Origin of the sequence: Maridesulfovibrio ferrireducens (genome assembly GCF_016342405.1) — a bacterium.
GTDB classification, from domain to species: Bacteria; Desulfobacterota; Desulfovibrionia; order Desulfovibrionales; family Desulfovibrionaceae; genus Maridesulfovibrio; species Maridesulfovibrio ferrireducens_A.
On sequence record NZ_JAEINN010000004.1, the window covers coordinates 235,394 to 254,500 of the forward strand.

The 19,107-nt window shown below is 46.5% G+C and carries 18 protein-coding genes; all 18 read right to left on the bottom strand.

Annotation, left to right across the window (positions count from 1 at the left end; genetic code table 11):
- Positions 1-16: 16 nt before the first annotated feature.
- The 18 genes from JEY82_RS06570 to hmcA all read right to left on the bottom strand — a co-directional run bounded on the left by JEY82_RS06570 (position 17) and on the right by hmcA (position 18,947).
- Complete coding sequence (locus tag JEY82_RS06570) at positions 17-979, bottom strand: ABC transporter ATP-binding protein (protein ID WP_304084010.1); 963 nt, start codon at positions 977-979, stop codon at positions 17-19.
- Positions 976-1,890 carry an ABC transporter permease gene (locus JEY82_RS06575; protein WP_304084012.1) on the bottom strand — a complete coding sequence of 305 codons (915 nt, stop codon included), beginning with the start codon at positions 1,888-1,890 and terminating at the stop codon, positions 976-978. The genes JEY82_RS06570 and JEY82_RS06575 overlap by 4 nt, the downstream gene beginning before the upstream one ends.
- Positions 1,891-1,899: 9 nt before the next feature.
- Positions 1,900-2,874 carry an ABC transporter permease gene (locus tag JEY82_RS06580; RefSeq protein ID WP_304084014.1) on the bottom strand — a complete coding sequence of 325 codons (975 nt, stop codon included), beginning with the start codon at positions 2,872-2,874 and terminating at the stop codon, positions 1,900-1,902.
- 73 nt (positions 2,875-2,947) lie between these two features.
- A complete protein-coding gene (locus tag JEY82_RS06585) occupies positions 2,948-4,519 on the bottom strand; it encodes an ABC transporter substrate-binding protein (protein ID WP_304084016.1) in 1,572 nt (523 codons plus the stop codon).
- A 306-nt stretch (positions 4,520-4,825) separates the two neighbouring features.
- Complete coding sequence (locus JEY82_RS06590) at positions 4,826-5,380, bottom strand: ATP-binding protein (protein ID WP_304084019.1); 555 nt, start codon at positions 5,378-5,380, stop codon at positions 4,826-4,828.
- A complete protein-coding gene (gene pnuC / locus JEY82_RS06595; RefSeq protein WP_304084021.1) occupies positions 5,329-5,967 on the bottom strand; it encodes a nicotinamide riboside transporter PnuC in 639 nt (212 codons plus the stop codon). The genes JEY82_RS06590 and pnuC overlap by 52 nt, the downstream gene beginning before the upstream one ends.
- Positions 5,968-6,015: 48 nt before the next feature.
- A complete protein-coding gene (locus JEY82_RS06600) occupies positions 6,016-8,298 on the bottom strand; it encodes a PAS domain S-box protein (protein WP_304084023.1) in 2,283 nt (760 codons plus the stop codon).
- A 39-nt stretch (positions 8,299-8,337) separates the two neighbouring features.
- Positions 8,338-8,769 carry an Rrf2 family transcriptional regulator gene (locus JEY82_RS06605; RefSeq protein WP_304084026.1) on the bottom strand — a complete coding sequence of 144 codons (432 nt, stop codon included), beginning with the start codon at positions 8,767-8,769 and terminating at the stop codon, positions 8,338-8,340.
- A 103-nt stretch (positions 8,770-8,872) separates the two neighbouring features.
- Positions 8,873-10,786 carry a response regulator gene (locus JEY82_RS06610; RefSeq protein WP_304084029.1) on the bottom strand — a complete coding sequence of 638 codons (1,914 nt, stop codon included), beginning with the start codon at positions 10,784-10,786 and terminating at the stop codon, positions 8,873-8,875.
- A 51-nt stretch (positions 10,787-10,837) separates the two neighbouring features.
- A complete protein-coding gene (gene divK, locus JEY82_RS06615) occupies positions 10,838-11,203 on the bottom strand; it encodes a DVU0259 family response regulator domain-containing protein (RefSeq protein WP_092162514.1) in 366 nt (121 codons plus the stop codon).
- 141 nt (positions 11,204-11,344) lie between these two features.
- Complete coding sequence (divK, locus tag JEY82_RS06620; RefSeq protein WP_304084032.1) at positions 11,345-11,698, bottom strand: DVU0259 family response regulator domain-containing protein; 354 nt, start codon at positions 11,696-11,698, stop codon at positions 11,345-11,347.
- Positions 11,699-11,787: 89 nt separating this feature from the next.
- Entirely contained in the window at positions 11,788-12,681 is an 894-nt protein-coding gene (locus JEY82_RS06625) for a universal stress protein (protein WP_304084034.1), read from the bottom strand.
- 58 nt (positions 12,682-12,739) lie between these two features.
- On the bottom strand, positions 12,740-14,134 hold the full coding sequence (gene hmcF / locus JEY82_RS06630; RefSeq protein ID WP_304084037.1) for a sulfate respiration complex iron-sulfur protein HmcF: 1,395 nt from the start codon (positions 14,132-14,134) through the stop codon (positions 12,740-12,742).
- Positions 14,135-14,173: 39 nt separating this feature from the next.
- Positions 14,174-14,851, bottom strand: coding sequence for a sulfate respiration complex protein HmcE (gene hmcE, locus JEY82_RS06635; RefSeq protein ID WP_304084040.1), 678 nt, complete (start codon positions 14,849-14,851; stop codon positions 14,174-14,176).
- 37 nt (positions 14,852-14,888) lie between these two features.
- Complete coding sequence (hmcD, locus tag JEY82_RS06640; RefSeq protein WP_092162508.1) at positions 14,889-15,020, bottom strand: sulfate respiration complex protein HmcD; 132 nt, start codon at positions 15,018-15,020, stop codon at positions 14,889-14,891.
- 18 nt (positions 15,021-15,038) lie between these two features.
- Positions 15,039-16,211 (bottom strand): sulfate respiration complex protein HmcC, encoded by a 1,173-nt coding sequence (hmcC, locus tag JEY82_RS06645; RefSeq protein WP_304084045.1) that lies wholly within the window; start codon positions 16,209-16,211, stop codon positions 15,039-15,041.
- Complete coding sequence (gene hmcB / locus JEY82_RS06650) at positions 16,211-17,263, bottom strand: sulfate respiration complex iron-sulfur protein HmcB (RefSeq protein WP_304084047.1); 1,053 nt, start codon at positions 17,261-17,263, stop codon at positions 16,211-16,213. The genes hmcC and hmcB overlap by 1 nt, the downstream gene beginning before the upstream one ends.
- A 19-nt stretch (positions 17,264-17,282) precedes the next feature.
- A complete protein-coding gene (gene hmcA / locus JEY82_RS06655) occupies positions 17,283-18,947 on the bottom strand; it encodes a sulfate respiration complex hexadecaheme cytochrome HmcA (RefSeq protein WP_304084049.1) in 1,665 nt (554 codons plus the stop codon).
- Positions 18,948-19,107: the final 160 nt, after the last annotated feature.

The window sequence follows — 19,107 nt, forward strand, 5'->3', positions numbered from 1 at the left end:
GTTGTTCCGGCTTAATTTAGAGAGGGTGGTGGCAGCGAACCATGCGCCCGTTGGTCGGCTTGGCTTCTTCCGGTTCCTGCATGCACATTCCGTCAGCTCTGGGACAGCGCATCCTGAATGAACAGCCTTCCGGGATATTAATCAGCGACGGCGTCATTCCCGGGATCTGATATAGAGGCTCTCCGCGCTTGTTCCGGCTCGGAACAGAACCGATCAGCCCGTGAGTATAAGGATGCAGCGGATAATCCAGAACTTCCTGAACATTGCCTTCTTCTATAATTTTACCTGCGTACATAACCGCAACTTTATGAGCCAGTCCGGCTATGACAGTCAGATCGTGAGTAATCCAGATCAGCGCCATTCCAGTTTTGCGACAGAGAGTCTGCATTTCAGACAGAATCTGTGCTTGAATGGTGACATCAAGAGCTGTTGTCGGCTCATCTGCAATAATCAGGTCCGGTTTATTTAAAAGTCCGATGGCGATGGCTACGCGTTGTCTCATTCCGCCTGAAAACTGGTGCGGATAAGATTTAATACGTTCTTCCGGTGAAGGAATTCCAACCATAGCCAGAGTTTCGACACACCTTTTTCTGGCTTTGCTTTTACTGACTTTTTCATGTGCGCGGATGGCTTCAATCATCTGGGTATCAATGCGGAGGACGGGATTCAGAGTCATCATCGGGTCCTGAAAAATCATGGAAACTTTTGATCCTCTGAAAGAGCGCCATTGTTCTTCGCTCTGTCCGAGAATTTCTTCCCCTTTGAACTTGATACTGCCGCCTGCTATTTCTCCGGGAGGGTCCACAAGTCCCATAATTGAGAAGCCGGTTACTGATTTACCGGACCCTGATTCCCCTACGATACCTATGATTTCACCCTTATCAATGCTTAGAGATATGTCGTTAACTGCCTTGGCAACTCCGGCACGGGTGTAAAAAAAAGTTTCCAGATTCTTGATATCGAGTAATTTATTGCTCATTTTTTAAGCCTCGGATTCAAAACATCACGCAGTCTGTCACCTACGATATTAATACTTACAATTAAAATGAGCAGTGCCACACCGGGATAGAAGCTGATCCAGTAATATCCGCTTTGCATGTATTTAAACCCGTTTGCGATCAGCAAACCTAAAGAAGGTTCTGTGATTGGCATTCCCAGTCCCAGAAAGGACAGGGTCGCTTCGAGTGCGATAGCTCCGGCAACTTTTACGGTGGAGATAACAATCAGTTCCGGTGTACAGTTTGGCAGCACGTGTCCGAACATGACTCTTCGCTGCGGTAAGGCAAGACACTTGGCGGCTTCAACATATTCTTTTCTGCGTTCCACAAGAACATTACTGCGTATGGCTCGGGCATAATATGCCCACTGCACAATGACCAGTGAAAGTATGATCTTATCGATCCCTTTTCCCAGTACTGCCAGCAGTATAAGTGCAACCAGAATTGCAGGAAAACTCAGTTGCAGGTCAACTACCCGCATAATAAAGGAGTCTGTTTTACCTCCTACAAATGAGGCCCACAGCCCGATAGCCGATCCGATGATAAGAGCGATTATTGTACTTAGTACTCCGACTCCGAGACTGATGCGTAGTCCGTAGAGTATGGAGCTGAGCATGTCGCGGCCCTGACTGTCTGTTCCTAAAACAAAGGTGACAGATTCGTCCATGGATTTGCTTCCGGGCTCAAGCTTGGAATCCATGATATCGATGCTCATCAGATCGTAGGGATTTTGCGGAGAAATGTAGGGCGCAAGAAGTGCCACTACAACCATCACTGTTAGAATTACCAGTCCGATGGAAGCGGTTTTGCTTTCAAAAAATTCTTTGAGCGATAGCAACAGCAGGGATTCTTCTTTTACATCCGGCTCTATTAATTCGTTCATGTCTGCCATATTTTGATCCTAATTTTGGTCGCCCAGACGAACTCTGGGGTCCAGTATGGAGTAGATTATGTCAACGAGCAGGTTGATAATGATGAACATTGTCACGGTAATCAGCAGGTATGCGACGATTACAGGACGGTCCAGCACACCGATTGAGTCGATGACCAGTTTACCCATGCCGGGCCATGAAAAAATAGTTTCAGTAACTACCGCGAAGGCAATCAGGCCTCCGAATTCCATACCCAGAACCGTAATGACCGGAATCATGATGTTTTTCATGACATGCAATCCAATGATTCTGGTGTTTGAAAGCCCCTTCGCTTTGGCAAATTTTACATAGTCCATCTGTAAATTTTCTTGAACTCCGGCCCTGCTGAGTCTGATGGCCAGCGAGGTCTTGAAAAGTGCGAGGTTCATAGCCGGAAGAATTAAGTGTTGTATGCCGTCCCATGTAAGAAAACTTACCGGAACTCCCAGCAGTTCAACCGTGGTCCCGCGTCCGCCGGACGGCAGCCAACCCAGTTGAACTGAAAAAAGTATGATGAACATAAGTCCGACCCAGAAGGTGGGAAGACTGAAGCCCAGAATGGAGAAACGCATAATACTGCGGCCAAGCATTGTATCGTGCTTGATTCCCGCAAGCATCCCCAGTGGGATACCTATAAAGACAGCCATAAGCATAGCTGTGACCGCGAGTTCCATTGTGGCGGGCATCCGTTGCATGATCAGCTTCAATGCCGGTTCATTATATACAAAGGAGTTACCTAAATCACCGTGCAGGGCGTCCTTTAAAAATATTCCGTATTGGGTGAGCATGGGCTTATCAAGTCCCAGATCTTTTACTGCACGTGCGTATTCTGCCGGTGTAGCATCCGGGGCGATTAGAATATCGATGGGATTGCCAATGTAAAAGACACCCACGAAGACCAGCATGGACATAACAAGCAGTACCATGACGCTTTGTGAAATTCTGCGAATCAAAAATGCGAGCATAAAGGGTTAACGCTCCACTGCAAAAGGGGCGTACAAGTACGCCCCCTAAGTTTATTCTGTTGTTTGAATGATCTTATTTACCTGAAATGATTTCGCGTGGGATGGTGTAACCATCGGTGCGGCCATTGTAATCCAGCCCCTTCTTCATTCCCCATACATTCACCTGATAGTGAATAGGAACGATTCCGGTGTCGCTGATACCAATTTCAGTTGCTTTGATAATCAGGTCGTTATGTTTGTCCTGATCAACTGTGACAAGAGCTTCTTCGAGCATGGAGTCAAGCTGTGGATTGGAGTAACGACCGCGGTTGGATGCGCCGAAACCTTTATCTGCATCGTAAGTATGAAGCAGAGATGCGAGGCAGTTGGACTGTTCGCCGGTATCTGTTGCCCAGCCAACGAGCATTAGGCTGAATTCGAGTTTGGAAGCTCTACCGAAGTAAACACTCTTAGGCATGGTGCTGACTTCTGTTTTGATACCGATTTTGGTCAGCATCTGAGCAATCGCCTGAGCGATATCAGAATCGTTTACATAACGGTCATTAGGTCCGTTAATGATGATTTTGAATCCTTCAGGGTAACCTGCAAGCTCAAGTAATTTCTTTGCGCCTTTAGGGTCGTATGCTTCAGGCTTAAGTCTTGTGCTTGTGCCTTCGTATCCATCTGGAACCATCTGGCTTGCAGGAACAGCAAGCCCGTCCATGATGCGTGCTGCAATAGCTCTGCGGTTGATAGCTTTAGAGATAGCTTTACGTACACGTGGGTCTTTCAGAGGATTCTTGATCTTTTCGCCGTTGTTACCTGTGACGGTAGGAGAGTCCTCACGGTCAGAGTCAAGGTGCAGGTAGATGAGGCGGGTCGAAGGAGACTCGGAAAGATGAATTTTTGATTCTTTTCCAAGGTGATTGATATCGGCAGGCGGTACAAAGTTAATGAGGTCTACGTCACCGGATTTAAGTGCTGCAACGCGGGTTCCGTCATTAGTAATAGGTCTGACGATGATTTCATCCCATGGAAGTTTTTCTCCCCAGTATGCATCATTGCGTTTGTATATAATTTTGTCACCACGTTCCCATTTAACTAAAGCATAAGGACCGGTTCCGATTGCAGCTTTACCTGAGTTAAAGTCTGCAGTGGATGCGCCTTCAGCATTTTTTTTGGAAATGATGGTGAATGCTGCCAGCTGTCTGGGCAAAAGAGGTGAAGGTTTTTCTGTAGTTAAGCGGATAGTGTTAGCATCTACGATATCAATTGTTTTGATTTCGTTAACAAATCCGGAGAAAGAAGACGGGCTGTTAGGAACATTAGGAATGCGTTCAAGTGTGAATTTTACATCTTCAGCTGTGAACGGAGATCCGTCATGAAATTTTACGCCTTTGCGAAGTTTGAATTCCCATACTGTTTCAGAAATAGGGGCCCAGGACTCTGCAAGACCCGGCTGGAGTTTTTGTCTGTTGTCCTGACGGATAAGTTTGTCAAAAATGTACAGAGCCTGCATATTGTTGGCTGAAACGTTGTGAAAGTGAGGGTCAAGAGAAGTTGGTTCTCCCTTGAGGCCCAAAGTCAGTGTTTTGGCTTGTGCAACTGTTGCTCCGAGCGCAAAACATACTACGATTGCAAGAGTCAGCAATAATTTTTTCCGCATTGTAATCTCCTTATTGGTCTTCAAGTGAATCTGGATATAACTTACATAAAAAAAACGTTAAATCAAGAAAATACGGCTTGGAGTTGAGCAATGCGTAATGTGGGGCTTGTAATATTGACTTTTGTGTTGTGTATTGACTGGATTTTGATCAATCAATCAATTTGATGTGTTTTTGTATAATAATTTGATGTTGCAATTTATTACGTTCGAATTGAATGTAAAAAAGTAAAAACTGTAACTTTGTGTATGTTAAATGCTTTCAGTTAATACATAGAAGATGATGTACAAAAAAAGGAAGGAATAGAGTCAGCAGTGTAGTAAGTTGTTGATGATAGTTACAGATTTATTAAATCTACTTTCAATGTCACCGGATATAATATCAAATGGTAGGTTTCTTTCGCGCAGTTCATTTAAGAAAAGGTTCTGCATGTATTCTCTTTCCTCCGGTCTGTCCCGTTGCCCGTCGGCAGTCCATGGAACATCTATGTCGCAAAGCAAGTAGTGGGTGCTTCCTCGTTTCATAACCTCCGTTTCTATCCAGTCCGGGCATTTGCCGAAGTAATACTTAGAGTACACAATCGAGGTTATTATGTCGGTATCGCAGAGAAGCGGACAGTAACCTTTCAGTTCAAGCTCACGTTCTTTCTCCAGTTGTCCTTTTGCAATGGGAATGGCGTCATTGATCGTAAGATGTCCGTTTTTCATTTCAAAGTATTCCCGCAGGTATTCCGAGGCGAAATTTACTTTAAAATGTTCAGCTATTTTTGCGGCGAGAGTCGTTTTGCCTGTACATTCAGAGCCGAGAATTACTATGCGGGTTGGCATTGCTGTATTCTGTCCGCTTTGTATGATTTGAGCCATCCGGCGAATCCGATAATCGCCATGACAGTATAAACCGTCATCAATCCGCTGTATCCGGTCCATCCTTTAAGGTAATATATGACTATATACATTGCGTCTGCGGTAATCCACAGAATCCAGTTTTCGAGGTATTTTTTAGCCAGCAGATATTGAGCGATAAGGCTTATGACCGTTGTGAGGGCGTCCCACCACGGAAAAGATGCGCCGAGGTAATTTTCTGATATATATCCGAGTGGTATGAATGTGATAAGTCCGATCGCGGCAAGGCGGAGGGATAATTTTAGGTCAACTTTTCGAACTTTAAGCGGTTCGTGATCTTTGCCGCCGCGAAGCCATTGATGCCAGCCGTAGAAGCCCAGCACGACATATATAAATTGCAGAAATGCGTCCGAGTACAGTTTTCCCTGAAAGACAACAACCATCCATATCGCCACGCTCACAATTCCGAAAGGCCAGCATAAAGCATTCTGCCGGACACTCAGCACTATATAAATCAGCCCCGTGGCAATGGATACACGTTCACCAAGCCCCATAGAGTTAATGAAGGTTATGATGAAGTTTATAGGTTCCATTGCAAAATCAAGCATGTTGAAAGCTCCTGAGTCTAAGTCGTGGTTGGGGTTTGAAGGGGCAACCTACTCAGAAATCCCCTTTCCATCAACATCTTCACGCGGGAAAGCAATGGTGAAACAGGCTCCTTTGCCGTCGCGGGATGCTGCCTGAATTGTTCCTTTGTAATCCTGCACAATGCCGTATGATATGGATAGTCCAAGCCCTGTTCCTTTGCCGACGTCTTTGGTGGTGAAGAACGGCTCGAACAGTCTGTCCTGAATTGTTTCGGGGATACCCGGACCTGTGTCGCAAATTTCTATAATTACTTTGGTATTTGTAAAGTATGTAGCTATGAAAATTTTCTTGTCATCTGAAAGCGGACAGCTTTTTGCCCAATGTTCTTCAATAGCGTCTCTGGCATTGATCAGCAGGTTGATAACGACCTGTTCCAGACGGTTGGAATCCGCCATGATGAAAGGGAGGTCTTTATCGAGTTCCCAGACTACGTCTATATTACGTTCCCGCAGTTGCTGACTGAAAAATTCAAAGCCGCGCGTTAATACTTCATTAACTTGCACCGGCATGGTTTTCAGGTCGGCTTTGCGTCCGAATTCACGCATATGGTCAATAATCTTGCTTGCGCGGTCCACATGCGTATCAACCCCTTCTGCCATCTCATGAAGAATTTCAGGTTCAATAGTTTGATTGCGGGAAACTTTACGCATGAGCAGATTGCTGATTGTCTTTAAAATTGCCAACGGCTGATTAAGCTCGTGCGCGACACCGGAGGCCATTTCTCCAAGTGTTGTCATTTTGCTGGCTTGAATGAGCTGATGCTCTGCTTCAAGCTTTTTAGTCACATCACTACAAGTCACAATCAGAGTTTTGTTATTGTGAAAATGAGCGGGAGATATGCGCATGATTACGTAAATGTGTTTGTTGGATTTGGTTATTTGAGTGCATGGCCCGATCTCTTTTTTTATTTTCAGCAGATGGTCATAATCCGGGCGTTCTTCTTCTCTGAATAATTCTGTAAAATTTGTGCCCAATATTTCTTCAGAAGAATAACCGTACATGCTGGCAACCGGGTCGTTGCAGTTAAGAATTTCCAGAGTGTCACCGTCAAGCACGAAGACAGCGCCGGGGATTGAGTCGAAAATTGCGTGATAGCGCTGTTCAGAGGCCGCCAGACGTTCTTCGAGTTCTTTTCGCGGAGTAATGTCTATCATCATTTCCATTGCGGCAACAATTTTACCGGAATGGTCCATGATAGGAGATGTATACACAATCCAGTGAATAGGGTTTCCGTTCTTTGAAAGCCCGGATTCTTCACTCATGTGGGGTGATAGATCTAAGAAAGTTCTTTCAACCGGACACTCTACACATTTTTTATCGCGATCCTTGTTGATTTGGTAGCAATGTCTGCCGTCAGGCTTACCGAAATGTTCCTCATAAGCCTTATTCTGGCGAATAACCCGAAAGTTAAGATCTACAACACTGACAAGACAGGGCACGTTATGGAATAGGTTACGGTATTCTTCTTTCTGTTTAATCAGTTCTCTATGTTTTTCCATAACCTGTCGGCCCATCATATTGAAAGCTTTGGAGAGGGCGCCGATTTCATCTGATTGTTCAAGGTCCACTCCGACGAATTCTTTGTCGGAACCGATACCTTTAGTCGCTGTAATCAGTTTGCTAATCGGTTTGAAAATAAAATTATAAGCATAGACAATAAGCGCGGCGAATGTCGCCATAAAAACGATCAAAGCAATGGCGATATTTGATTGTTCAAAGGTTGCAATCATGGAGTTTTTCTTTTCCATGGAAACTTCCATATCTAAAAGTCCCAGAAGGCGTTCGTCTTTTGAGTGAATGTGACAAGGTCCGGGCGCGCAACCTTCCGAGTTGGCAATAGGGGTCATGATACTTATGGATTTTTCGCCGTTAACCGTTTGCATGCGGCTGCGCTCGGTTAAGCTCATGGTGGCTGGTATCGGGGCGTATTGATGACAGGTCCAGCAAGGAACTGTTTTAAGGTCTACGACAGTGTTGATTTCAGCAGGTTTGTTGGAAAAGACTATTTGTCCTTTTTTATTATATATGCGGATACTTTTGATTTCGCGCTGTTTACTGATGTTCTGGATAACTTCTTTGATGTCTTCTTCGGAGTCGAGCATCATAGCGTAATTAAGGCTTAGCAGAATGGTGTCGGACAGCATTGCGATGTCGGACATGACGTTGTCAGTAATGTTCTTTTTGAAAAAGAGTACGTTGAAGCTTGTCCAGAGCATAACACTCAGCAGGAGAGTTATGCCGCCTGACAGGATCATTTTCATGATTAAACTTTCGCGCAATCTTTTGAACACGGCATTGTCTCCCTAAGGTCTCGCGATCTATGAGAAGTTTTATTTCATTCTTTCAGCAGGGCAGAGATAAGCGTCTTTCATAAGGTCGGCCAAAGAGTATGAGTCGAGCATTTTATACATGGCTTGATTTGCATCATCCCAGATAGAACGACGTAGACATACTGCAGAACGCGGGCAGACTGTTTCATCTCCGACGCAGTCGAGAATTTTTTCCTGACCGTCTAAAATCTGGGCTATGGCACCGATGGATATATCTTCCGGTTCACGGAGAAGGACGTTGCCGCCGTTTGGCCCGCGTTTACCTTTAATATACCCGCCTTCTTTGAGCATCTTTAATATTTTTTCAAGATATTTAAGAGAAATACCTTCTCTTCTGGCCGAGTCTTTGCTCGGGACCGGTCCATTCTTGGAGTGCAGAGCTATATCGAGCAGCAAGCGTGCTCCGTATCGGCTTCGAGTAGTTAGTTTCATGAAATTTTTCTCTGATCTGTTATTTGAATTATCGTAAAAGTCGTTGTTTATAACAGGTTAATAACAGGAGGACGAAAAGAATGAAAGAGGGGAAGATTTCAGCTCAAACAATGCAAGGCAGAGTTATTGTAAAAACGGTTCCTTTGCCCAGTTCAGATTCAACAGCGATTTTTCCGCCATGTTGTTCAATTGTCTGATTGGAGATGAAAAGTCCGATGCCGGTTCCTTTTTTCCCTTTTGAGGAAAAGAATAGAGTGAAAATTTGATTTCTGGTTTCCTGATCCATGCCCATGCCGGTATCGGATATTACGATGATAAGATTGCTGTCTTTTAGCGAGGCGGAAAAGCCTATGGAGTAATTACGGCCTTCAATAGGATTATCGCAGGCATCAACTGCGTTTTCCAGAAAATTTACCAGTGTTGCAGACATGGCACTTGAATCTATTTGGATAGTCCCAAGGTTTTCGGGGATATCAAGTGTCAGCTCAAGCCCTGCGGTTTTAGCCTTCGGTACAACAAGTTCCGCTGTTTCGTTCAGGAAGGTGGAGGCATCGATTGCTTCAACTTCAAGTTCACGTGATTTTGCATAGTAAAGGATATCCAGCACCATCTTTTTGACCCGGCCGACGGTGTTTTTGAGCACCTTGGTAGCAGCATCAACGCGAACCTGATCTTTTTTGCGCAGGCCGGATTCAAGACGATAGATACCGCCGTCCAGAGCTGTGAGCATCCCCTTAACTCCATGTGACATGGAACCGAGCATGAAACCGAGTGACGTCAGATGATCCTGCAGGCGGCGGATTTCTGTAATGTCGGTGGACATTTCCATTACCTGTATAATTTTTCCATACGCATCACGTATAGGGGCAGACCATACCAGTACATTTTTATGTTCACCGTTGCGGGTTGTCACAACAGTTTCCATTTGATGGGAATTTCCATCTTGAAAAGTGAGCTGTACCGGACATTCATTGCACGGCTCCAGACTGTGCTTGTAGGTCTTAAAGCAGTGTGTACCGGATGCATCATCGAAATCTTCTTTGAAGCGGCGATTAACTTCGGCGATGGTGAAGTCAGGATTCTGCACCGAAATATAGCAGGGGGCTTCATCAAACAACCGCTCAAATTTATGTTGAGTTGTCAGTAATTCATCTTTAAGGCGTTGCAGTTCGGTCATATCCACTGAAATATCGAGAACAAGTTCTATTTCACCCTCTTTATTAGCAATAGGAGCGGTGTAAACTGTGACGGGAATTTCTTCTCCGTCTTTACCCAGGAAAGTTTCTTTGCTGCGCTGGCCCTTACCTGTAGTGAAAGTCTTTTGAACAGGGCAGGCATTACCGGCAGAGGTGCGGTCGGAATAAATGTCGAAGCTGTTTTTACCGACAACTTCACCGAGGCGATCTTTGAGAAGTTTGTTTGCGGATACTATTTCGAGGTATCTGTTATGGATGGATACAAGGCAGGGCAGTTCATTAAAAAGGCCTGAACCTGTTTCCACTTCATTTGAGGCGCTTGAGAGTGCTGAGCTAAGTCCTTCAACTACCTGACAGGCCGCAGTCTGACGCTCTAATTCAACAATTCTTTGAGTTTTTTCATCAACCAGCCGTTCAAGATTTTCTGTGTATTCACGGAGCTTGCTTTTCATCTGGATTTTTTCCAGAACACGCTCCAATGAAATTTCAAGAACTTCGTCGTTTATGGGTTTGGTTATGAAATCCGCGGCGTCGAACTTAAGAGATTCAATAGCAAGATCTAAATCACCATGCCCGGTGAGCATGATTATTTCAATTTCAGGGAACTGCCGCTTTACAGTCTTAAGAAGTTCAATGCCGTCCATTTGAGGCATTTTAATATCTGTAAGAATGATGGCTGGCCGGAATGTTTTAAGCAGTTCCAACGCAGCTTGACCGTTTTCGGCAGTCTGGACAACATATCCAAGATCGACAAGTGTGAGTCCGAGAAAGCGTCTTATGCCTTCCTCGTCATCTACAAGCATTAATTTTTTGTTGCCCATCCCGTTCCTCCCAAAAAAGTAGCGTAGCCTGCAGCAATATCGCCGGATAGGCTAATCATCAGCGTCGCCAAGGGCTTTTCTGACGATTTCAATAACATCAGTAGGGTCAAAAGGCTTTTTAATCGTCGCTACTGCACGTTTGATGGCAAGATGAATGCCGGATAATCCGCTGATAACAATAACGGGTATATCTGAAAATTGTTCTTCCTGAGTCAGCCTGCGATAGAAGCGCGGACCCCATTCATGCGGCATTTCAAGATCAAGTGTTATTAAATCAGGCTTTTCGGCCATGGCTACATCGAAAGCTGTGAGACCATCAGATGCACGGCAGGTAAGGTAGCCGTGGTCTTCAAATACGTTAATCAGGTAGTCGACGATGTCCGGATCGTCATCAACAACCATTATTTTTTTGGGCATGCTTGTCACCTATTGGATTATTTGACGGGATTTAATTCCCGCTATGGAGAAAAGCGGCACCTTACCAGTGAGCCCTTTTAATGTAAATCGGCCGGCCTGCAACTTCGTCGCAAGCCGGCCGGGTCAGGAACTATATAATACTTAGCCGATTGTCTCTTTAATAATCGCGATTAATTGATCAGCATCGAAAGGCTTGGTCAGAGTAGCAACTGCTTTAGGAATTGCATACTGATTAGCATTGAGACCGCTGATTACAATGACTGGAATTCTTTTGAGATCATCGTTCAGGGTCAGCTTACGGTAGAAGCGAGGGCCCCATTCGTTAGGCATTTCCAGATCGAGTGTGATCAAATCCGGGGTTTCTTTTTCAGCAACTTCGATAGCTACTTTTCCATCTTCGGCTGTCACAGTTTCATAACCGTTATCACCGAATAGTTCGCTCAAGTAGGAACGAATTTCCTGATCGTCATCAACGATTAAAATTTTCTTAGACATAACAATCCTCCTGATGAAGCTAGAATTAACCGGCAAATTATAATTTCCGCAACCAGCCGGGATTGACCGGCTGCGGTTATTGGGTCGTGTTAGACTTTATCCGGCTTGCTGACGCTGACAACCGGACAGTTAGCCCGGACAATGACCTGTTCCACTGTGGAACCGATCTTTGCTTTTTCTGCATCAAGCTCACGAGTGTGATGGGCCATAACAATCAGGTCCACCTGCTTTTCACGGGCAAGCTTAACTATTTCCACGTAAGGAGCACCTTCCCATACCTCGATATCGAAGTTCTTAAAATCACCCATGAGCGGAACGTATGTTTCACGGATACGTTTGCGGGCAACAATAAGATTTTCTTCGATCTGAGTCTGGTCAAGAACCTTACCGCTGATATCCAGCGCGTGGAAAATGGTCAGTACACAGTCAAGTTCGCGGGCTGTATTAAGAGCAAATTTAAATGCGCTTGCAGCCTGCTTTGAGAAGTCCGTTCCGAACAGGATGCTTGAGAAACCGCCCCAGTAGGAAGCGGACTCACGGTGCACAGTAAGGACAGGGCAGCGGGCTGCCTTGGCTACTTTCTGTAATGTGCTGCCGGGATATCCCCTGTGGTATTTGACGTTATCGCCTGAGCTTGCGCCCATAACGATAAGGTCAGAATCCTGATTACGCGCTTCGCGAAGAATTTCGCGGTGCGGAGCACCTGTCGTAATCACGATTTTGGCATTCTCAGCACCTGCGAACTGTTTAGCGTAAGTGGTCTTGAGTTCTTCTTCAACCCAGGAGATATACTCCGCGTCCACTTCAACTTCTTCGCCTGTGCGAACATCATTTACAACCTGAGAGAAAGCCTTGGTAGGCACTCCCAGAACATGGAAGATCGTTACTTCCGAGCCGTAGCGTTTGGCCATGTCGAATGCTACGCGGGCAGCTCCGAAGCTTGCCGGAGATCCGGTAGTGGCCAAAAGAATTTTCTTAAACATGTGACACCTCGTTCGTTGCGGACTGTTGATGCTACACTCTTGCCGATAAAGGTCGGAGTTACTCTTCGTCCTTTGGCAACATATGCTCGGGCACATCCAGCATACCGATGACCAGTGGTTTGAGGAATGACCAGCGGATGCCGATTTCATACTCTTCCTCAAGGTCCCGAATAGCATCCCAGCAGTTATGGCAGGGAGCAATAACCAGCTTACAGCCGGTATCGAGGATCTGGTCCATTTTTTTACGCAGAGCAACGTTACGCTGCTCACGGTACATGCCTATTCCGTTGAAACCGCCACCACCGCCGCAGCAGTAGTTGTGTTCTTTGTTAGGAGACATCTCAACAAAGAAGCCTGGCTCAACAATGTAACTGATAATTTCTCTAGTAATGTCTTTGAGGCCCTGATTACGCACATAGTTGCAGGAGTCCTGCAAGGTGACAGGCTCTTTGATTCTCTTTGCAGGATCAATTTTGAGCTTGCCCGTACGAAGAGCTTCAGCCAGCCATTCAACGTAGTGAATGTAAGGACGCGGAGGTAATCCGTCTGGACGTCCTGTCCAGTATGGTCCTTCGATGACTGTTGCACGATGGGCATGTCCGCATTCGGTACCGATTGCGCGTTTAGGATTTAAACGTTCAATAGCATCATATACGTTCTGTACGTTGTCTTTGCAGCATTCCCAGTCTCCGGCAAACATGGAAAGGGAAGTTTGTTCCCAGCCTTCAGAAGGCACTGTCCAGTTTTCACCGGCAACATGGAAGAGAATAGCTGCTTCAGCTACGTCTTCAGGGTAATGCTTAGGTTCACGGGCATTACAGGTATACATGATGTCTGCATCCTGCTTGTCCACGGGAATTTCAAGACCCGGCCATTCTTCTTCAGTTTCTTCCGCCATCCACTCACAGGTTTCAACCCAGTCTTCAGTGGTTACGTCCATCTGCGCGCGATAAACGCGGTGCATACCGGAACCGATTTTAAGTTCCCATGGAACGAATCCCTGAGAATAAAGAAGGCCTCTGAGGTATGAGAACATAACGCCCATGTCGATACCGTGAGGGCAGTACATTCCGCAACGGTTACAACATGTGCACTGTGACCATGCTACATCCATGCAGTGACGCATGAATTCGTTAGTAACTTTACCTTTCTTTTTAACGATCTGTCCTAGTGTGGACTGGATCTTATAGGACGGAACCTGCTTAGGTGTCCGGCCATTAACTTGATATAGAAAACAACTTTCTGCGCAGAGTCCGCAATGAGCACAGATTTCCAACCAGGTTTTGGTCCTGGATTTCAAGGTTTTCTGTACTAGCGCCCATAGAGCATCGGAATCAACTTCCAGCTCTAACATTTCTGCGTAGTATTTAGTTCCGCGACTATCAGAAAGAGTCAGCTTAAGCTGCTCATCTGTTTTAATCGGGGTCTTATTACATAATATTCCTTCAGGCATTGTGCTTCTCCTCTATGAGTCTGAATGAATCTGTTCCTGTTACCAGGATAAGGAGGAACCCTTCATGCCGCCGCGTTTGATACCGTAATCCATTCCGATCTGAGCGCGGGACATGAAAAACAGAACAACGTGGCTGAGCTTCGTGAAGGGCAGGCTCAACAACCAGATTTCACCAGTGATGATGTGGGCGGTAAGCCAGAACTGGTAGTCACCGATTGCGTATCTGGCGATAAGGCCAGTGACAAAAGGTGCTAAAGTTATCACCATCATCAAATAATCATAGCCAGTGGTAAGAATTCTTACTTCAGGGAAAGCAACGCGGCGCAAGGTCAATAAAAGACCGGCTACAACTGCCATCCAAGTCAGAAAATCAGCTACACCGCTTGGAAGAGCGGGCAGGCTGAACCCAAGATTTTCCTGTAGCATCACATTGTGGGCGATCAGGAAAATAGGAGTGATCACGACCCCGATATGGAATGCAAAAAACATTAAAGTGAATCCGGGACGAATTCTCCAGACGCGAGCGCCTATAGGGTTCAGGAAGCTGATGATTGAGTTGAACGCACCTTTCAGTCCATAGGACATATGGGCGCGGTAAGCTACTCGGTCAAGCTGCTGGCTGAGGCCCTTTATATAGAGCACGACGCGCACCAACAGGCCACCGAAGCTGACGGCGAACGTCAGCCAGAGCATAGGCCCTGTTAGAAAATCGTACATTTTAATCTCCTCAAGTATCGATCAAACTATTGCTAATTTAATCGTCGTTGTTGTTTCCACCCATCAGGTACTGCCAGAACAGAGTAACCCCGATGAGAGCTCCACCCATGATCAAGTATACGATACCCTTGGTGAAAGTGTAGTACTCTTGCAGGTTGTGTATTTCCATTTGATTTCTCCTAGGCGGCTAGTGTTCGCCTTTGTAGTCAGGATGTTCGAAGAAAATCGGCATCCGGGTGGTAATGAAACGGAAGATAACCACACCGAGAGTAACCACGAAGATAGAGATTCCGATCTCCATCAAAGTAGGGAAGTACCTTTCAGAAGAAGGAAGGTGGTAGTTAAACGCGACCAGTGAAACATTGAATCTGTTAAGAACGATACCAAGAACAGTTATGATAGCCGCTTTCTTGATAATGCTCATATTTTTTTCACGAACACCGAGGGCGAAGAGGAAACAAGGCAGTACTACAAAACCGATCATTTCAACCATGAACCACAAGCCGTAGCCTGAAGTCAGGTAATGCCAGTTGTTGTCGTATGCCAGACCGATCATCTTGATGGCGAAGTATGCGAAGAGCACCAGAGATGCTGCTTTACCGAATCCGAGAACTACGCCGTCGTGGTGTTTGAGGTATTCCTCATCCATCATGCGGTGCAGTTTTTTATGGGAAAGGGTTCCTTCGAATATTACCATTGAGAGTCCCGCTGCGATACTGGACACAAAGAAGAACACCGGCAGATAAGGTGAGTACCACAAAGGGTGCAGCTTAGACGGTGCGATTGTGTAAAGTGCTCCGAGGGAGGACTGATGCAAGGTTGAGAGCACTACGCCGAAGATAGTCAGTGCCAGAGTCAGTTTGACTACAACGGCTCTGAGTTTCTTCATGCCCAGCCATTCGAACATGGCAGGAGTGAACTCAATAAACAGTACTGTCAGATATAACATAACGCATAAACCAACTTCGAAGAGCAGTGAGGTTGTCCCCTGCTGATAGAAGATGGGGTACGGCAACCGCCAAGGACGGCCAAGGTCGTATTGCAGAGCAAAAACAACCAGAGCATAGCCCAGAAACGCGGTCAGAATTGCCGGACGTACTGCGGAGTGAAAGCGTTTAAGTCCGAAGATGTAGCATGCGGCAGAGGTGGTATATCCACCGGCTGCGAGTGCGACACCGCAGAGCAGATCAAATCCGATCCAGATACCCCAAGGGTTGTTGTCATCAAGATTGGTGACAGCCCCGAGGCCTTTGGTGAATCTGAGAACAGTTATGACCAGACCCATAACAATGATGGCACCTGCAATCACATTGAATGTGTTGATTACAGATTTTGGTCCTGTGTTGCCGGGATTGGACATTAGGATTCCTCCTCGCTGTTTTCTTCCTGCTCTTCTTTGGGAGTCAGGGCTTCTTCTACAGCTTTCTTGACCTCAACTTCGATCTGACGCTTGTTAGCGACATCAGCCTTGGTAAGGGCCTCGGAAAGGGTCTTTTCAGCTTGTGAGCTAGCTTGGGCAATAGCATTTGCAACTGCTTCCTTCTTCTCTTCTTCGGCAACTTTGTCTTTGCGTTTGCTTACAGCATAGATACCACCGAGAAGTGCGGGCCAGAGTCCTGCAACCATGGGTACTGATGCGAGTGCGCCAGCAGTGAGTTCGGGTGCGGATTTGGTTCCCAAATCTTCGCGCATGCCGATCTCAGAGAAAGGAACTCCGGAGAGATAAAGCCAGCTGGTTCCGCCCATTTCTTTCTCACCGTAGATGTGATCAATGTAACGGTCGGGATTACGCTCAATGCGTTTGCGGGCTATTTTCAGCAGCTCGTCTCTTTCACCGAAAACCAAAGCTTCTTTAGGACAACCTTCAACACAGCCGGGCAGTTTGCCTTCAGCTAAGCGAGGAGCACACATGGTGCACTTCATGACTCTTGGAGTCAGAGGTTCGTCGTATTCGTAAGCAGGTATTTCGAAGGGACATGCTACCATACAGTAGCGGCAACCTACGCAAACGGATTCGTCATAGACGACTGCGCCGTTAGGCAGCTTTTTGAATGCTTTTACAAAGCAAGCTGAAGCACATGCCGGCTCCAGACAGTGATTACACTGCGACTTGCGGAAAAGAGGGCCTTTGGCACTCTTGTATTTATTAACAACAGTAAGAGTCTTGGCATCGGTTCTGCGTTTTGTGTCCAGCACTGTCAGGTCATCATACTTTTTGTCCGGAGCGGGCAATTCGTTGACCTTATTACAGGCTTCTTCACATTTGCGACAACCTATGCAGCGAGTGGCGTCGAAAAGGACGCCTTTGCTGCCGGGGTAGCCGTTGAATTCCTTACTAGCCGAAGCTACACCGGGAATAGAGGCTCCCACACAGGCTGTGCCTAGCATTCCGAGGAATGTTCTGCGTAACATTTATCCGTTCTCCTTCGGGCTAGCCGTTCTTTTTCGGTTCGTGACAGGATGAACAGTCTGTAGAAGCAGGCTTTTTGAGTTCCATGCTTTCGTGACAGGTCATACACTGGGCGTGATAGGCCGCCTTGAGAGCCGGACGTCCGCCCTGTTCTTTAGCTGCAGCATTTGCGTGACAGCTTGCACAGCTCGGAGGAGTCTTGGATGCAGGGCTGTTGTGATGACAGCTTGCACAGACAGTCAGAGGAGTGCTGTGGAACGTGTTGGCCAGGGAATTGCTCTTCATGTTCTCCACCAAAGTGAATATAATCTTACGGTGGGGAAGCTTGCTTTCTTTGTATTCGTTTTCCAGAGCGTTGATGGTTACGAATTCAGGAATATCAGCAGTTTCGAGCATTACCGGAGAAGTAGGCCTTTCGATGATAAGGTCTTTAGCAAGCTCAGCCTTGGCGGAGGCGTCAAGAGCTGCCGGGTTGGTATCATCTTTAGGAGCTTCGTGGCAGACAACACATGTTGTTTCGGACTGAATAACCTTTTTAGGCATCAGCTCATGGCAACCAGCACAGTTGGGATCTTTCTGTTTGATGGCGTGACAACCTACACAGCTTTGTGGACTGTCGGGGTTGTGCATAGCCTGATCGAGAGTGATGAAACCACCGTCTTTAGAACCTAGCTCGGTGTGACATTCCGAGCATGATTTCTTAAGAGTTTGATGATGGCATGATCCACATGATTCTGTGACGTTTTCGTGAGCCTTGTGATTGAAAGCGACCGGAGACATCTTGCCTTTGACTTCTGTCTTGGCAGCGGAATCTTTTGGTGCCGGTGCAGTCAGCAGGACAGCATCAGGCTGCTTTCTGGGCAGACGGGGCAATATACCGCCCATTTTTTTCAGCAACTGAGCGTCATCAGCTTTAATGTCTGCTGCTTCGGCGAGGCCATGACATCCGGCACACTGAACGGGGCCGAACTTTTTGGCTTTGGCTGCTGCCAGGTCCAAATGACAGGTTACGCACTGGCTGTGGAAAGCTTCTGAAGTGTTTTTCTTCACATCGCCTTCTGGTTTGGCAGTGTGACAGATACCACAGTTTTCTTCCTGTCCTTTCACGTATACGAGCTTCTGTGTTGCTTTATCGTATTCGTGGTGACAGCTTCCACAGTTTGTTTCCTGACCCTTGTCATTTTCAATGATTTTTGAGTCCCAGTGACGGAAATGCAAGGTTTTATCCATGCTCGCTGTTGCGCGTTCCGCTTTGTACTCAGGGTCAGCCTGATGACAGCTGCGACATTCTCCGACCTGAGGGCCGGTTTTTTTGCCTGCAGCGGCATCCTTCGCGTGACAGCTTATGCAGCCGTTGTGGTAAATTTCCTTTAACTTCTCAGGAGTGCCGTCCTCAACCCGCATAAATTTAAGCGAGGTGACATCCTTGTTTTTCTGGTGACATGCAGTACAGTCTTTACCCTGTTCTGCCGCCGCCTTGGTGTGTGCATCGTGTAGAAACACGACCGCAGGCAATTCCAGTTTTTGCTGAGCGGCAATGGCGTCGATCATAATAAGATCAGGACGCTGTTTACCTTCACCCTGCGGGGTTCCTACCATACTCATTGCTTCCAAGTGGAAGCCGAGTACCCCAGCTAGGACGATCAGAATGCTGGACAATCGCAATAATTTTTTCCCGTTTGCCATAATTTCGATCCCCTCTCTCAAAGCATTGGACGATGTAGCTGTATGCTCAGACGTCCTTTGTTGCCCCGTCTCGTGATTTCCGGATTCGCTGACTCATATTCCCTCAGCGGGAGCAGCCAGCATTAAAAACCCGGGCACACAGATTCGATGCGCTTCATTC

Bases quoted from the DNA above. Each gene is read 5' to 3' on its own strand.
- JEY82_RS06570 (WP_304084010.1), bottom strand. From the start codon at position 979: ATGAGCAATAAATTACTCGATATCAAGAATCTGGAAACTTTTTTTTAC.
- JEY82_RS06575 (WP_304084012.1), bottom strand. From the start codon at position 1,890: ATGGCAGACATGAACGAATTAATAGAGCCGGATGTAAAAGAAGAATCC.
- JEY82_RS06580 (WP_304084014.1), bottom strand. From the start codon at position 2,874: ATGCTCGCATTTTTGATTCGCAGAATTTCACAAAGCGTCATGGTACTG.
- JEY82_RS06585 (WP_304084016.1), bottom strand. From the start codon at position 4,519: ATGCGGAAAAAATTATTGCTGACTCTTGCAATCGTAGTATGTTTTGCG.
- JEY82_RS06590 (WP_304084019.1), bottom strand. From the start codon at position 5,380: ATGGCTCAAATCATACAAAGCGGACAGAATACAGCAATGCCAACCCGC.
- pnuC (WP_304084021.1), bottom strand. From the start codon at position 5,967: ATGCTTGATTTTGCAATGGAACCTATAAACTTCATCATAACCTTCATT.
- JEY82_RS06605 (WP_304084026.1), bottom strand. From the start codon at position 8,769: ATGAAACTAACTACTCGAAGCCGATACGGAGCACGCTTGCTGCTCGAT.
- JEY82_RS06610 (WP_304084029.1), bottom strand. From the start codon at position 10,786: ATGGGCAACAAAAAATTAATGCTTGTAGATGACGAGGAAGGCATAAGA.
- divK (WP_092162514.1), bottom strand. From the start codon at position 11,203: ATGCCCAAAAAAATAATGGTTGTTGATGACGATCCGGACATCGTCGAC.
- divK (WP_304084032.1), bottom strand. From the start codon at position 11,698: ATGTCTAAGAAAATTTTAATCGTTGATGACGATCAGGAAATTCGTTCC.
- JEY82_RS06625 (WP_304084034.1), bottom strand. From the start codon at position 12,681: ATGTTTAAGAAAATTCTTTTGGCCACTACCGGATCTCCGGCAAGCTTC.
- hmcF (WP_304084037.1), bottom strand. From the start codon at position 14,134: ATGCCTGAAGGAATATTATGTAATAAGACCCCGATTAAAACAGATGAG.
- hmcE (WP_304084040.1), bottom strand. From the start codon at position 14,851: ATGTACGATTTTCTAACAGGGCCTATGCTCTGGCTGACGTTCGCCGTC.
- hmcD (WP_092162508.1), bottom strand. From the start codon at position 15,020: ATGGAAATACACAACCTGCAAGAGTACTACACTTTCACCAAGGGTATC.
- hmcC (WP_304084045.1), bottom strand. From the start codon at position 16,211: ATGTCCAATCCCGGCAACACAGGACCAAAATCTGTAATCAACACATTC.
- hmcB (WP_304084047.1), bottom strand. From the start codon at position 17,263: ATGTTACGCAGAACATTCCTCGGAATGCTAGGCACAGCCTGTGTGGGA.
- hmcA (WP_304084049.1), bottom strand. From the start codon at position 18,947: ATGGCAAACGGGAAAAAATTATTGCGATTGTCCAGCATTCTGATCGTC.